We start from the raw sequence: 14,616 nt of genomic DNA on the forward strand, positions 1-14,616 counted from the left end.
CACGCTGTTGGTAAACAATGTATGCTTTTTTGTAAGAATTGAGAACAGGCAGGGCGCTGAGTTAGTTTGGGTGAAATAGAAGAAGTTAAGGCTGTGAGGGGGAGAAGCGATGAAGCGAATAAACCGGAATAGAGCTTTTTTTACAACCGGATATGTTCTGTTCCTGGCCACCATGGTCTATGTGCTGGTATATATGCCAACCCCATATCTGATCTATGGACCCGGTGGGGCAAATGAAATCAAGCCGATGGTAACTGTTCAGGAAGGCGACCGAAGCGAACGGGGGACCTTTATGATGACGACGGTATCGGCGCGTTATGCCAATATCGTGATGCTGGGGATATCGAAGCTGGATGCCAATTCAGAGATTCAGCGCAAGGAGGATCGGCTGCATGGCAGAAGTGAAGACGAATATGCAGCAGAGCAGGTGTGGTATATGGGAGATTCCCAATCTTCAGCGATGGAGGCTGCTTATACCCGGGCCGATATTCCTTATCGCATTGTGCCGGATTATGTGTACGTATTTAAGGTGCCCAGCTCAAGTAATGTGTTTCATCCCGGAGATGAAATTCTGGAGCTGAACGGGGTAAGGGTAACAGATAATCGTTCCATCCGAAACGCCTTGGAGTATGAAAAGTCAGGAACGATTGCCAAAGTGAAGCTAAAACGTGATGGCAAGCTGCTGACGGTGCAAGCTCCATTAATGACCATCACAGACAGTGAAACAGGCAAACAACGACCCGGTTTTGGAGTCAGCATTGCCACGGTTCAGAAAGTAGAGCCGAAGGATGAGCGTAAAACGATTCATTTTACGTCAACGGATGTAGGTGGACCCTCTGCTGGTTTGATGTTTACGATGGAAATTTATAATCAACTGACACCGGGCGATCTGAGCAAGGGATATCGTGTAGCCGGTACGGGTACGATTGATAAGAGCGGCAAGGTGGGAGCGATCGGTGGTGCAAAGTATAAAATTGTCGCCGCTGACCGTCAGGGTGCTGAATTGTTTTTCGTCCCGGAGGACAATTATAAGGAAGCCAAGGCCAAAGCAGAGCAAATCGGAACTAAGATGAAGCTCGTTCCGGTTCGCAAGCTTGACGATGCGTTAACTTATATGGAGAAGCTCCCGATCAAACCATGACGGGCGGCCGCAAGTAATCAGCATACATGTCACGGATGGCGGGATGTGGCATTCCGGCCGCGTGTATGGCGGCTGCGGCCGTATCCCAGTCCAGATGGGGATGCGATCCGGCTGATGGCTTGACCCATACCGGAAGGGTCGCTGTCTGCTTCATCCGGGCCAGCAGCTCGCGTCCGGCACCGTTAAAGCCGAGCACGCGGATATAGCCGGGGCCTTTCGCCAACTCGGAGGGAGCCATATCCGCCTTGGCATGATTCAGTAAAACATGTGTGAACATACGTTGAAGCTTCGTACGAGTGTAGCGTTTTGTCTTGACGGCGGCGAGTAATGCCTCTACAGAGGGCTGGGGCAGCGTGTATAGCGAGTGCCGCAGGCGATGCTCCAGCCCTTCGGTAACCCCGTGCAGCTCCGCCAACTGCTGTGGGCTGCGCGTGATGAGGGCGTTCAGCAACGGCTGGCTGAACGCTTCCCATTGCAACGGCGCGCGTCCGGCTTGCCATTCGCGCCGCAAAATCTCCAGCGTCGCCGCAGGCACGTACGGCGACGCGGCCTCCGGCCCGCCGTCCAGCAGCAGACGGCGGATGGCCGTGGCGCTGGCGATGACTCCGTCCGCGGGCGCCTCGGCCTCGTGGTAGCCCGATCCCGTGCGGGCTACGGTGAAGGGCTTGATTGCGCTGTCCAGCCGTTCCAGCGCAATCAAGTAATGCAGCCCCAACGTATTGTTGGGCTGCTGCATGAGAGCGGCGAGCGCCGTGCCGTCCGCCTCTTCGGCCGCAAGCGCGGCTGCGGCCCCCGCATAGGCGGCGGGGTAGCTTGCGCCGCTGCTCAGGCGCAGCGCGATGCCGGCCTTAAGCTCTGCCGGCTCTGCCGCCAGCACGCGGGCCAACGCGCGCAGCGGGCCGATGTCGCCGCTCTCGCTGCCGAAGCAGAGCGTGTCGACGACGCCAGTGGCGCGGAGCAGGGCCACCGCCCCGTGGGCGAACCATTCTGCGGGCTGAACGGCATAGGCCACAGGCAGCTCCAAAACCAGGTCCACGCCCATGGCGAGTGCCATTTCGGTGCGGGACCATTTGTCCACAATCGCGGGTTCCCCCCGCTGGAGGAAGGGACCGCTCATCACAGCCACCGTGCGCTGTGCGCCAGTGATGCGAAGAGACTCCTTCCAGTGATGAATGTGACCGTTATGCAGCGGGTTGTATTCTACAATAATACCGAGTGTTTTCAAGGCTGTACGTCGGCTCCTTTCTTTTGTTGCTAGTCTGGTAACTATCCTGAAAATGATGGTTATCCATCAGCTAATGATTGTTTTTAGGGCAACGATGCTGATTTTTCGTGATCAGAAATGAACAAGGCCATTGAGACCTGGAGAAAAAACCTTTATACTACGCATTATTGTACACGAAGAGTGGCGGGGGTACGAGTACGCTCAGGTACATGATCCATGCAACGTATTTTCGCTTCCGCATAAAACTTGCCGAACCATTGGAAAACCGATGGATTTGTGAGAGGTGTAAAGTGAAAGGTGTTGACAAACGACTCGATCAGTCGGTATAATAATTTTTGTTTGTTTGGAGTGATAGTGATGCAACTATTTTTTCGCAAAGTAGCAACAAGTGATGGTCCTTTTCCGGTCCGTGAAGCTCTTAATGTGAGTGAATTGGTGGATGATCGTCCTGATGTTACGGCCGTTTCCCCGCTGGAGACCGATTTGGTCGCCGTTAGTCTGGGTCAAGGCTTAATGAGCGTGGAAGGCACGTTGACCGCAGGTCTGGACATGCTGTGCTCACGCTGTTTGAGTCCGATGCACGAGGATTTGAAAATTGAATTCCGTGAACGGTTTAAGCAAACCTCTTCGGTTGGCGAAGAGGAGGGTGAAGATGGCGAATTTATCGCAGTGACGGGGGATTCCTTCGACATTGCACCGTATTGTGAAGAGCTGTTTGTACTGCACGTGCCGTTTGCGCCTGTGTGCAGTGAGAATTGTCAAGGGATCGCTCCTGCGGCCGGACAAAACTGGAGCGTTGGCTCCGATGACAGTGACGATGACGATACAAAAAAGATTGATCCGCGTCTGGCAGGGCTTAAGGATTTTTTTAAATGAGAATTGAGTTCAATTCTGACAAATCATCATCCACTTGTGCGGAGGAGTTAACCGACGCATGGATGTTGCAGGCTTGATTCACCGGCTGTGAGGTAGCTGCTTTGGGCAGTTTCCTTCAGTCTTGAATGAGATAAGAAGTCACACCCGTTATACGGGTTGATCTGGTTAAGGAGGTGGGAATAATGGCAGTACCTCAACGGAGAACATCCAAAACTCGTCGCGACAAACGTCGTACTCACTTTAAACTGGCAGTACCAGGTATGGTGAAATGCTCCGAATGCGGCGAATTGAAACTTGCTCACCATGTGTGCAAAGTTTGCGGAACGTACAAAGCTAGAGAGATTATCTCTCAATAATGTCCGATAAGCGGATTCTGTGGAATCTTCGCAGGAAAAGTAGCGCTTCACTTTAGTGAGGCGCTACTTTTTTTTGTCTTCGTACTTTCTTTTTGCTGCGGCATGCTATATACTATTTTAGTACCAGGTTCTAAGAAAGAAGGACCGAAGGGGTTCTTTATACATACAGGATGACAAATCGGCATAAGCATTCGCCGCTAGCACGTGGAGTAACCCGAGCCGTCGGCTAAACGGTAGTTTATTGCAGGGAAAGGAGGCGCCACTGATATCGAACGTTTGCCAAAGAGACAGAGACAGCAACGGCTGACTCAATTAATTGATGAGAATCCGTTCGTAACGGATCAGGAACTGACAAGACAGCTTAAGGTGAGCATTCAGACGATTCGCCTGGATCGGATGGAATTGGGTATCCCGGAGCTGCGGGAGCGACTGAAGCTGATGGCTGAGCGTTCCTACGATCAGGTTCGCTCCCTGCCTTTACATGAAGTGATCGGGGATATCGTTGATCTCCAGTTGGACAGAAGCGGTATTTCCATTTTTGAAATTAAAGAAGAGCATATCTTTTCACGTACCGGCATTGCGCGGGGGCATTATGTGTTTGCCCAGGCTAATTCATTGGCTGTTGCCGTGATTAATGATGAGATAGCGTTGACCGCTTCAGCGGATATTCGCTTTGTCCGCCCTGTTCATTTGGGGGAAAAGTGCATTGCCAAAGCATATGTGCGTTCAAATCCCGAGCAAAAGGGAAAAGCCAAAGTGGAAGTGTTTGCTTACGTGGGAGAAGAAATGGTGTTCCAGGGGAACTTTATCATTTACCGCTCCACAGAGGAAGAGTACAGCGAAGGAGGAAGTCAGCATGCGGATCGCCATTGATGCCATGGGGGGAGACAATGCTCCCGAGGCGACAGTAGAGGGCGCGTTATCTGCGGCGGCGGAATGGAAGGATACAGACATTACGCTGGTTGGTGACCGGGGACGAATTGAATCGGTGCTGAACGGCAGAGTGCTGCCCGCGAATCTCAGCATTCGTCATACATCTGAAACGATAGATGCACAGGACGAGCCTGTGAAGGCAGTACGACGTAAAAAGGATGCCTCAATGGTCGTAGCTGGCCGAATGGTCAAAGAAGGCGAAGCCGATGCCATGATATCGGCAGGTAATACAGGTGCGCTGATGACGACAGGGCTGCTGGTGGTCGGGAGAATGGAAGGCATTGAGCGTCCTGCTCTCGCACCGATGATTCCGACGATTGACGATCAGGGTGTGCTGGCGCTGGACTTGGGAGCTAATATGGACGCCAAGCCTGAACATCTTGCCCAATATGCGCTGATGGGTAGCTTGTACCGCCAAAAGGTTCATGGTGTGGCTTCCCCCAGAGTGGGTTTGCTGAATGTTGGGACGGAAGCCGGGAAGGGCAATGAACTGACGAAACTGACTTTCCCTCTGATTGAGCAGTTGCCTGTTAATTTTGTGGGGAATGTAGAGTCCAGAGACGTACTGACCGGGAATTGCGATGTGCTGGTGTGTGACGGATTCGCCGGAAACATCATGCTGAAATCGCTGGAAGGTACGGCGGGTGCGATATTTTCTCTCTTAAAGGAGCAGTTTAGTAAATCTTTAAAGACCAAGCTGGCAGCAGCCCTGATTATGCGTGAGCTTCGCGGCTTGAAAGATAAGCTGGACTACAAAGAGCATGGCGGTGCTCCCTTGCTGGGGCTTAGCGGACTCGTCTTGAAGGGCCACGGTTCATCTGACAGCATTGCCGTCAAAAACGCGGTAAGACAGGCCCGTACGGCCTTGCAAAACCAGTTGGTGGAAAGTATATCCAAGGAAATCAGCAGGAAGTGAGTGACGATATGAATAATTTGCGGTCGGTTGGTGTTATCGGAACAGGGAAATACGTGCCTGAGAAAATATTGACGAACAAAGATTTGGAAGCAATTGTGGAAACAAGTGACGAATGGATTGTCAGCCGTACAGGAATTCAGGAGCGCCACATTGCGGCTCCAGAGCAGGCCACATCCGATCTGGCTTATGAAGCAGCGATTAAGGCATTGGCATCCGCAGGTATGACAGCACAGGATTTGGATCTGATTATTGTGGCTACGGTTACGCCGGACATGGCGTTTCCTTCGACTGCCTGCATTCTTCAGGACAAGCTTGGAGCCAAAGGCGCAGCGGCTTTTGATTTGTCTGCGGCATGCTCAGGGTTTGTATATGGGCTGGCAACTGCCACGAGCTTTATTAAAACGGGCATTTATAATAATGCGCTAGTCATTGGGGCAGACTGTCTTTCCCGAATCACGGATTATACAGACCGCAATACCTGTGTTCTTTTTGGAGACGGTGCAGGAGCAGTAGTAATTGGTGAAGTACCTGAGGGTAGAGGATTCCAATCCTTTGATCTAGGAGCCGAAGGAGCAGGAGGCGGATTGCTTAAGCTGGAAGCTGGCGGCTCACGTTTGCCTGCAAGTGCGGATACCGTGGAGAACAAGCAGCACTATATTTATATGAACGGACGCGAAGTCTTCAAGTTTGCGGTACGTGTTATGGGAACGGCAACCGTCGATGTGCTTGAAAAAGCAGGGCTTTCCAAAGATGATATTGATGTGTTCGTTCCGCATCAAGCCAATATTCGCATTATCCAATCGGCGATGCAGCGTTTGGATCTACCGGAAGAAAAGGTTGTTATTAATGTTCATAAATATGCGAATACATCAGCAGCATCGATTCCTCTTGCACTGGTGGAAGCAGCCGAGGAAGGCCGCATGAAGGAAGGCGACCGGGTATTAATGGTGGGCTTCGGTGGTGGTTTGACTTGGGGCGCGTCGGTTCTTGTCTGGTAAGAAAGCGGCGGGTTTGATACAATATTGAATTTGTCTGGTACTTTACAGGACAAGCATTGGATACAGAGAGGTGCATGCAAGATGGGCAAAACGGCATTTATATTTCCCGGTCAGGGTTCACAAGCTGTAGGTATGGCTAAAGATGCTTATGAAGCGGTTCCTGCGGCAAGAGAAGTGTTTCGCCAAGCGGACGAACGGTTGGGCTTTGCGCTAAGCTCACTGATTTTTGAAGGTCCGGATACGGCCTTGAAGCAAACATCCAATACGCAGCCTGCGCTGTTGACGGCGAGTATTGCGTTGTATGAAGCGTTCAAGGAAAAGGGTATTCGCCCTGATTACGTGGCTGGACACAGTCTTGGAGAATACAGCGCACTCGTTGCTTCCGGCGTACTTGCATTCGAGGATGCAGTTGAAATCGTTCGTACTCGTGGTGAGTTCATGGAGCAAGCCATTCCTGACGGACAAGGCGGGATGGCTGCTGTATTGGGAGCCGATCGTGAAGCGCTGGCAACTCTATGCCGTGATATTACAGAATCCGGTCAACTGGTTGAACTGGCGAACATCAACTGTCCGGGACAGATTGTCGTATCCGGTGCGAAGGAGGGCGTAGCCGCTGTCGCTGAACGCGTGAAGGAAGCGGGTGGCAAGCGTGCTATTACTTTGGAGGTCAGTGGTCCTTTTCATTCTTCGTTGATGAAGGAAGCAGCGATTAAGTTGTCCGGCAAGCTGGAAGACGTAGCTTTCTCCAAGTCTCAGGTTCCGGTTGTAGCCAATGTCACTGCGAAACCTGTGCGTGAGGGTGGCGAAATTCGCCAGCTGCTGGTCGAGCAGGTCTATTCCCCGGTATTGTGGGAAGACAGTGTAGCATGGCTGCTGGAGCAGGGAGTTGACACTTTTATCGAGTTCGGACCGGGCAGTGTTTTGACCGGACTGGTTAAAAAGATCGACAAAACGGTTAAGCTGTATAATATAAGCAGCCTGGAATCGCTTGTTTCGGTAACGGAAGCCTTGGAGGCCCGTTAAAAGTAGCAATTACCGCCTTAACGGTTATATACTTGCAAGGGGAGGTAGGATCATGTCTAAGCCATTAAGTGGAAAAACGGCGCTCGTTACAGGGGCGTCACGGGGGATCGGTCGCAGTATTGCATTGGCGTTGGCTGAAGCGGGCGCTAATGTAGCGGTAAACTACGCTGGTAGTGAAGCGGCTGCGGCAGAGGTTGCGGAGCAAATTCGTGCCAAAGGCGTAGAAGCTATTATGGTCCAGGCTAATGTCGGTCGCGCCGACGAGGCAGATCGGTTAATCAAGGATGTGATCGGCGCTTGGGGCCAGATCGATATTCTGGTGAATAATGCCGGAATAACAAGAGATAATTTAATCATGCGTATGAAGGAAGAGGAGTTCGATCAGGTGATCGAAACGAATCTGAAAGGTGTGTTTAATTGCCTCAAGGCAGCGACTCGTCCGATGATGAAGCAGCGCTCCGGTCGGATCATTAATATTTCTTCCGTTGTCGGTGTACTCGGCAATGCAGGACAAGCCAACTATGTGGCTGCCAAAGCAGGAGTGATCGGCCTTACCAAATCGTCTGCGAGAGAACTTGCTTCGAGAGGTATTACAGTCAACTGCGTAGCCCCGGGATTTATTGATACCGAAATGACACAGGTGCTTGCTGATGATTTGCGTGACAATATGCTCAGCGGTATTCCGCTGGCCCGTCTCGGACGGCCTGAGGAAATTGCGGATGTGGTGCTATTTTTGGCCTCTGATGCTTCCTCATACATGACGGGCCAGACTTTGCATGTGGATGGCGGCATGTACATGTAGCTACATGTTGCTAATCCTCATGCCCGGAAGAAGAGTAGTGATTGAAAACTCTCTTCTATGGCATTTTAATTGTAATTTTCGTATAATACCTAAGGAGGAGGTGAGCCGGATGTCCGACGTATTGGAGCGCGTAAAGCGCATTGTCGTTGACCGTTTGGGAGCCGACGAAGCCGAAGTTACACTTGAAGCATCTTTCAAAGATGATTTAGGCGCTGATTCTCTCGATGTAGTTGAATTGGTTATGGAATTGGAAGATGAGTTTGATATGGAAATCTCTGATGAAGATGCAGAGAAAATTACAACCGTAGGTGAAGTTGTAAAGTACATACAATCTCATACCTAATTCAAGTCAACAAAAGTCCCGTTCTGTTACAGGCGGGACTTTCTCCTAATCATACAGATTGAACTAAAGACGGAATTGCCGCGTGTTCTTGAGCTTGGCATGACTTAGTCAAGGCTGGAGTATGCGGCATTACTAACTTTAGTTGATTCTATATTATTTTTGCACACAAGAGCGTATGGCCTTGAAATACAATATGCAGTAGACATAGAGGTGATTATCTTTGAAACAACGTGTTGTCATAACAGGAATGGGTGTAATCACTTCGCTGGGACAGGATTTGAACACACTATGGGATAATCTGATGGCTGGAAAATCTGGCGTCAGTGAAATCGAAGCTTTCGATACCAGTGAATATACAACGAAAATTGCCGCTTCTATTAAGGATTTTAATCCTGAGGATTATATAGAGCGCAAGGATGCCCGTAAAATGGACCGTTTTGTACAATTCGCCGTTGCCGCCAGTAAATTGGCACTCAAGGATAGCGGACTCGTAATCGGAGAGAACGCCGATGCCGAGCGTGTTGGTGTATCTGTTGGTTCCGGTATTGGCGGATTGGGTACCTGGGAGGATCAGCACAATGCGCTGATTGAAAAAGGACCTAAACGCGTAAGCCCTTTCTTTATCCCGATGATGATTGCTAATATGGGTTCCGGTCAAGTGTCGATTTCACTCGGCGCTAAAGGACCGAATACATCACCAGTTACGGCTTGTGCAACAGGTAGTCATGCGATAGGCGATTCGTTCCGCATGATTCAACGTGGTGATGCTGACGCTATGATTTGCGGTGGTGCCGAGGCAACGATTCGTCCGATAGGAATGGCTGGCTTTTGTTCGATGCGGGCGATGTCCACTCGTAACGATGAGCCTGAGAAGGCAAGCCGTCCTTTTGATATAGACAGAGACGGATTTGTTATGGGTGAAGGCTCCGGTGTTCTGATCCTGGAATCATTGGAGCACGCTTTGAAGCGTGGCGCACGTATTTACGGCGAAGTGATCGGCTACGGACTGTCCGGTGATGCACATCATATGACAGAGCCAGATCCGGAAGGTGCAGCACGCTGTATTAAAATGGCGATCCGCGACGCAGGGTTGAATCCCGAAGATATTGATTATATCAATGCGCATGGTACATCTACGCCAGTTGGTGACAAATCGGAAACAGAAGCGGTTAAGAAAACGCTTGGAGAGCACGCCTATAAAGTTGCGATTAGCTCAACCAAGTCAATGACAGGGCACTTGTTGGGTGCAGCCGGAGGTGTTGAAGCCGTGATCTGCGGATTGGCTCTCCAGCATCAGATCATTCCACCGACGATCAATCTGGATAATCAGGATCCGGCTTGCGATCTCGATTATGTACCTAACGAGCCGAGAAAAGCGAAACTGAATGTCGTGATGTCCAATTCCTTTGGTTTTGGCGGTCACAATGCTACGGTTATTCTAAAAAAATATGAAGCGTAAGGGGTCAGTTCGTTGAGTGGAGACTTGAAGCAATTACAGCAGAAACTTCATATTCAATTCAACAACCGGCAGCTTCTGAAGCAGGCTTTTACGCACGCTTCCTACGTAAACGAACATCGGTTTAGTCAGCATGCAGACAATGAGCGGCTTGAATTTTTAGGCGATGCAGTTCTGGAGCTGACCGTATCCGAGCAATTGTACAATCAGTACCCTAATCGGCCGGAAGGCGAGCTCACCAAGCTGCGTGCAGCCATTGTCTGTGAGCCTTCTCTGGTGAAATTTGCTGTCGGACTTGAGTTCGGGCAATATGTACTGCTTGGCAAAGGTGAAGAGCTGACAGGCGGGCGTACTCGTCCTGCTCTGTTGGCCGATGTATTCGAAGCGTTCGTAGGCGCGCTTTATTTGGATCAGGGTCTGGATGCCGTCCGGTCGTTTCTGGAACGTTATATTTTTCCTCAAATCGTGTTAAATGGTAAGCTTCAGATGAGTGATTTCAAAACAGAGCTTCAGGAACTGACGCAGCATCATAACATGGGGATGCTTGAATACAAGATTGTGGAGGAACGCGGACCTGCCCATGAGCGCGAGTTTGTAGCTGAGGTGTATATGGACAGCGAACGACTGGGTACAGGTACAGGACGCTCCAAAAAAGAAGCTGAGCAGCAGGCGGCGGCAGTGGCCTTAAACCGTTTGAAGCTGGCAGAATCGTAGTTGGTACCTGAGCGGCCCGGACGGGTTACACGAGCAGGGGACACAAAGTAAGAGCAAAGGGCAGTCCGCGGGGGAGTCCCGGCCCGCAAATGGCGAATGGACTGCGTTTTGCTCTTTTTTCGTGGCTTTGCTACTGTAGCTTTGTATGTCTTTGCCGCGCTTTATCCGGGTTAGTCTTGTGCTACAATAGGGATGATTCTTGTTAATCGGGTAAACGGTGTTGTACAAGCATATTTAAATGTTAGAGGTGAGATTGAGTATGTTTTTAAAGCGCATTGAGCTGGCGGGCTTCAAATCGTTTGCAGATAAAACGGAGATGGAATTTGTCCGCGGCATTACAGCGGTCGTCGGACCTAACGGAAGCGGAAAAAGTAATATATCCGACGGTATTCGCTGGGTGCTGGGTGAACAGAGCGCCAAATCACTGCGCGGCGGTAAAATGGAGGACATTATTTTTGCGGGTAGTGATGCTCGTAAGGCTGTTAATTACGGCGAGGTGTCGCTTACGCTGGATAATGAGGATCAGGCGTTGCCTCTTGATTTTGGCGAAGTCACGGTTACACGGCGTGTGCATCGCAGTGGAGATAGTGAATATTTCATTAACCGACAATCATGCAGACTCCGAGATATTACTGAGCTTTTTATGGATACAGGTATTGGTAAAGAAGCTTATTCCATTATAGGACAGGGGCGCATTGAAGAGATCTTGAGCACTCGTTCCGAGGACCGCCGGGGGATTTTTGAGGAAGCGTCAGGTATCGTGAAATACAAATCACGTAAAAAAGATGCAGTTCGCAAGTTGGATGACACGGAGCAAAATTTGCTTCGTATTCATGATTTGGTCAGTGAGCTGGAGGATCAGATCGGACCGCTCAAGGAGCAATCGGAAAAGGCGATCCACTATAAGGAGCTGCGGGGTGAGCTGAAATCAAAGGAAATTTCGATGTATGTCCATCAGATTGAACAGATTCATACCTCGTGGAGCGATGCGACTTCCAAGCTGGCTTTGTTGCAGCAGGAGCAGCTACAGCTGTCTACGGTGGTGTCCCGTCATGACGCGATGCTGGAGAGTGATCGCAACGAGCTGCGTCAGCTGGAGGAGCAAGTGGAACGTCTGCAAAGTGATCTGTTGCAGTACAGTGAAGCTACGGAAAAGAGCGAAGGCTACGGCGAACTGTTGAAAGAGCGCACACGCAATTTGGAGGCAAATCGGGAGCAGCTCATTTTATCGCTCAGCACGAGCGAATCACGTCATTCCGAGCGTAAAAGTGAGCTGGATCTACTAAACGAAAAACTATCTGCGTTGACCGTCGAGCTTGATGAGCTACGTGAACGGCTATCCGACGAAGAGGCGAAGCTGATTGGTGTCACAGGTGGAATCAGTCAGGAGCAGGAGGAAAGCCTGAAGGGCGGACTGCTGGAGCTGATGAATCAGATGGCACAGGCACGTAACGAAATCCGTTATACCGACCAGCAGAAGGAAGCGTTAGAACGGCGAGTGACTCGTGTAAGTGACGAATCCGGTAAATGGGAAGCGCAGCAAGCTGAACTGGAACAGCGTAAAAAGGGTTTGGAAGCGGCTGTGCAGAAACTGGGTCAGGAAATCAGCAGCTTGCGTAGCGGATATATTCAGGGGAGCGAAAAATACCAGTCACTGCAAAAGCTGCTGGAAGAAAGCCAGGGCACTGTCCGCAAATGGGAGCAAAAACGAGAGGCCCAAATTTCACGGCGAGATACGATGAAGGAAATGCAGGATGACTTCGACGGCTTTATGCTGGGTGTTAAAGAAGTATTGAAAGCAGCCCGTAAAGAAACCCTACATGGTGTGCATGGGGCGGTAGCAGAGCTGATCCGTGTACCTGAGCATTTGGAGCAGGCGATGGAAACGGCTCTAGGTGCCTCGGTGCAGCATATCGTGATGGAAAATGAATCGGTGTCCAGACAGGCGATCAGCTTTTTGAAGCAGCGTCAGCTGGGCAGAGCGACATTTTTGCCTATGGATGTTATCCGTCCGCGTCAAATTGGGGCGGGTGAACGCCAAATCGTGGAAGGGGCCGAGGGTTTTGTCGGAATCGGTGCGGATCTTGTTCAGTATGATGAACGGTATGCTGGCATTGTAGGCAGCCTTCTGGGAAATGTGGTTATTGCCCGTACGCTGGAAGATGCGAACCGTATTGCGGCTCGTTGTCAATATAGATATCGCGTCGTGACGCTGGAAGGCGATGTTGTCAATGCAGGTGGTTCCATGACAGGTGGTAGCCAATTCAAGAAAAATGCCAACCTGCTTGGACGTAAACGTCAGTTGGATCAGCTGGATCAGGATATTATCGATACGGAGCAACAAATTGCAAGGCTGCGTCAGAGCACGGTAGATACAAAACGTCAGTTGGAAGAGACACAGACTCGTTTGGACGAGCTGCGTCAGGGCGGCGATGTGAAGCGCGGCGAAGAGCAGCAGGCAGCAATGGAGCTCAAGCAATTGGAGCATGAGCTTCGTCATGTTCTGGAGCAGGTGGCTGCATCTGGCCAGGAGAAGAAGGGCTTTGATCAGGAGATCAAGGAGTTGGAAGCTTCCCGTGAAGAGGCGTTGCTGAAATTAGCTGCGTTGGAGGAAGAAGAGAAGAAAACCCACCAGGCTATCCATGCCGCTGAATTTGCCCGTAAGGCTAACGAATCTGCCAAAGAGCAGCTACAGGGAGAGCTTACGAATCTCAAGGTAAGAGAAGGAAAGCTGGATCAGGAGCGTTTTTCACTGGAAGAGCAACTGCGTAGATTACGGGGCGATTATGATACCCTTGGCAAGGATTCGAGACAGAACAAGACCTTACTTGCTTCCATCGAAGCTGATCTGCTGACCAATGAGCAGGAAAGCGTGAAGCAAATTGAAAATCTCAATCAATATCGGCTTAAAAAGGCAGAGGCTTCGCAGCAATTGGAATTTAAGCGTGCTGCACGCAACAGCTTGTCCAAAAAGCTGGAAGTGGCCGAAAACGAGACGAAAGAGCAGCGTATTCAGCTCAAGTCGGTCGAGGAACAGCTCCGTCAGACCGAAATCGGAGTGAATCGGCTTGATGTAGAGCTTGAGAATGTCCTGAAAAAATTAAGTGATGACTATGAACTGAGCTATGAGCTGGCCAAGCAGCGTTATCCGATACCGGAAGATATCGAAGGTACGCAGGCTGAGGTGCAAAGGCTCAAACGCGGTATATCTGCGCTGGGTGAAGTAAACCTGGGGGCCATTGAGGAATACCAGCGCGTGCATGAGCGTTATACGTTTCTGGATGAGCAGAAGTCTGATCTTGTGGAAGCCAAGACAACACTCTATCAGGTTATTCGTGAAATGGACGATGAAATGTCCAAACGCTTCAAAGCCACGTTCGATGCCATCCGCCGCGAATTTGGTACGGTGTTCTCCAAGCTGTTCGGGGGCGGACGTGCTGATCTGGTGCTCATTGACCCGGAACGCATGCTAGAGACGGGAATTGATATTGTGGCTCAACCGCCAGGCAAAAAGCTGCAAAACCTGCAACTACTGTCAGGAGGCGAGCGGGCGTTAACGGCGATGGCGCTATTGTTTGCCATTTTACATGTCAAGCCTGTCCCATTCTGTGTGCTGGATGAAGTGGAGGCCGCTCTGGATGAAGCTAATGTGGTGCGTTTTGCCCAATATTTACGAGAGTTCTCCGAGCAGACGCAGTTCATTGTAGTTACACATCGCAAGGGAACGATGGAAGAAGCTGATGTGCTATATGGGGTTACGATGGAGGAAGGCGGAGTTTCCAAGCTCGTATCCGTCAAGCTGGACAACGATGAAGCCGAGATTGCCTGACATA

13 protein-coding genes are annotated in these 14,616 nt (G+C 50.6%); 12 read left to right on the forward strand and 1 reads right to left on the reverse strand.

What is annotated here, in order from left to right:
* Positions 1-109 precede the first annotated feature (109 nt).
* Positions 110-1,141 carry a YlbL family protein gene (locus C1I60_RS16330; protein ID WP_137062687.1) on the forward strand — a complete coding sequence of 344 codons (1,032 nt, stop codon included), beginning with the start codon at positions 110-112 and terminating at the stop codon, positions 1,139-1,141.
* Here the strand turns inward: C1I60_RS16330 and C1I60_RS16335 are convergent.
* Positions 1,131-2,366 carry a nucleotidyltransferase gene (locus C1I60_RS16335; RefSeq protein ID WP_137062688.1) on the reverse strand — a complete coding sequence of 412 codons (1,236 nt, stop codon included), beginning with the start codon at positions 2,364-2,366 and terminating at the stop codon, positions 1,131-1,133. The two genes, C1I60_RS16330 and C1I60_RS16335, sit on opposite strands and share 11 nt — an antisense overlap.
* 357 nt (positions 2,367-2,723) lie before the next feature.
* On the opposite strand from C1I60_RS16335, the gene C1I60_RS16340 reads away from it, so the two are divergent.
* From C1I60_RS16340 to smc, 11 genes are all read left to right on the forward strand, one after another.
* Positions 2,724-3,242: a YceD family protein gene (locus tag C1I60_RS16340; RefSeq protein WP_137062689.1), complete on the forward strand. Its 519-nt coding sequence runs from the start codon at positions 2,724-2,726 to the stop codon at positions 3,240-3,242.
* A 182-nt stretch (positions 3,243-3,424) separates the two neighbouring features.
* Positions 3,425-3,598 carry a 50S ribosomal protein L32 gene (gene rpmF / locus C1I60_RS16345; RefSeq protein ID WP_007429979.1) on the forward strand — a complete coding sequence of 58 codons (174 nt, stop codon included), beginning with the start codon at positions 3,425-3,427 and terminating at the stop codon, positions 3,596-3,598.
* A 276-nt stretch (positions 3,599-3,874) separates the two neighbouring features.
* The gene (gene fapR / locus C1I60_RS16350; RefSeq protein WP_044644904.1) at positions 3,875-4,471 is read left to right on the forward strand and encodes a transcription factor FapR; all 597 of its coding nucleotides are present in this window, start codon (positions 3,875-3,877) and stop codon (positions 4,469-4,471) included.
* A complete protein-coding gene (plsX, locus tag C1I60_RS16355) occupies positions 4,455-5,447 on the forward strand; it encodes a phosphate acyltransferase PlsX (protein WP_137062690.1) in 993 nt (330 codons plus the stop codon). Before fapR ends, plsX begins: the two co-directional genes overlap by 17 nt.
* 8 nt (positions 5,448-5,455) lie before the next feature.
* Complete coding sequence (locus C1I60_RS16360) at positions 5,456-6,445, forward strand: beta-ketoacyl-ACP synthase III (RefSeq protein WP_137062691.1); 990 nt, start codon at positions 5,456-5,458, stop codon at positions 6,443-6,445.
* Between the two features lie 81 nt (positions 6,446-6,526).
* The gene (fabD, locus tag C1I60_RS16365) at positions 6,527-7,468 is read left to right on the forward strand and encodes an ACP S-malonyltransferase (RefSeq protein ID WP_137062692.1); all 942 of its coding nucleotides are present in this window, start codon (positions 6,527-6,529) and stop codon (positions 7,466-7,468) included.
* A gap of 52 nt (positions 7,469-7,520) precedes the next feature.
* Positions 7,521-8,270: a 3-oxoacyl-[acyl-carrier-protein] reductase gene (gene fabG, locus C1I60_RS16370; RefSeq protein WP_137062693.1), complete on the forward strand. Its 750-nt coding sequence runs from the start codon at positions 7,521-7,523 to the stop codon at positions 8,268-8,270.
* 109 nt (positions 8,271-8,379) lie between these two features.
* Positions 8,380-8,613, forward strand: coding sequence for an acyl carrier protein (locus tag C1I60_RS16375; RefSeq protein ID WP_007429985.1), 234 nt, complete (start codon positions 8,380-8,382; stop codon positions 8,611-8,613).
* 220 nt (positions 8,614-8,833) lie between these two features.
* Entirely contained in the window at positions 8,834-10,072 is a 1,239-nt protein-coding gene (fabF, locus tag C1I60_RS16380) for a beta-ketoacyl-ACP synthase II (RefSeq protein WP_137062694.1), read from the forward strand.
* A gap of 12 nt (positions 10,073-10,084) precedes the next feature.
* Positions 10,085-10,783 (forward strand): ribonuclease III, encoded by a 699-nt coding sequence (gene rnc, locus C1I60_RS16385; RefSeq protein ID WP_014281046.1) that lies wholly within the window; start codon positions 10,085-10,087, stop codon positions 10,781-10,783.
* 259 nt (positions 10,784-11,042) lie between these two features.
* The gene (gene smc, locus C1I60_RS16390; RefSeq protein WP_137062695.1) at positions 11,043-14,612 is read left to right on the forward strand and encodes a chromosome segregation protein SMC; all 3,570 of its coding nucleotides are present in this window, start codon (positions 11,043-11,045) and stop codon (positions 14,610-14,612) included.
* The last annotated feature ends 4 nt before the right edge of the window (positions 14,613-14,616 follow it).

Source organism: Paenibacillus terrae (assembly GCF_005217525.1).
Taxonomy (GTDB): Bacteria; Bacillota; Bacilli; order Paenibacillales; family Paenibacillaceae; genus Paenibacillus; species Paenibacillus terrae_C.

Excerpts from the sequence above, each read along its gene's own strand:
- C1I60_RS16375 (WP_007429985.1), top strand. The coding sequence starts at position 8,380 with ATGTCCGACGTATTGGAGCGCGTAAAGCGCATTGTCGTTGACCGTTTG.
- C1I60_RS16340 (WP_137062689.1), top strand. The coding sequence starts at position 2,724 with ATGCAACTATTTTTTCGCAAAGTAGCAACAAGTGATGGTCCTTTTCCG.
- C1I60_RS16330 (WP_137062687.1), top strand. The coding sequence starts at position 110 with ATGAAGCGAATAAACCGGAATAGAGCTTTTTTTACAACCGGATATGTT.
- plsX (WP_137062690.1), top strand. The coding sequence starts at position 4,455 with ATGCGGATCGCCATTGATGCCATGGGGGGAGACAATGCTCCCGAGGCG.
- fabG (WP_137062693.1), top strand. The coding sequence starts at position 7,521 with ATGTCTAAGCCATTAAGTGGAAAAACGGCGCTCGTTACAGGGGCGTCA.
- rpmF (WP_007429979.1), top strand. The coding sequence starts at position 3,425 with ATGGCAGTACCTCAACGGAGAACATCCAAAACTCGTCGCGACAAACGT.
- fabD (WP_137062692.1), top strand. The coding sequence starts at position 6,527 with ATGGGCAAAACGGCATTTATATTTCCCGGTCAGGGTTCACAAGCTGTA.
- C1I60_RS16360 (WP_137062691.1), top strand. The coding sequence starts at position 5,456 with ATGAATAATTTGCGGTCGGTTGGTGTTATCGGAACAGGGAAATACGTG.
- smc (WP_137062695.1), top strand. The coding sequence starts at position 11,043 with ATGTTTTTAAAGCGCATTGAGCTGGCGGGCTTCAAATCGTTTGCAGAT.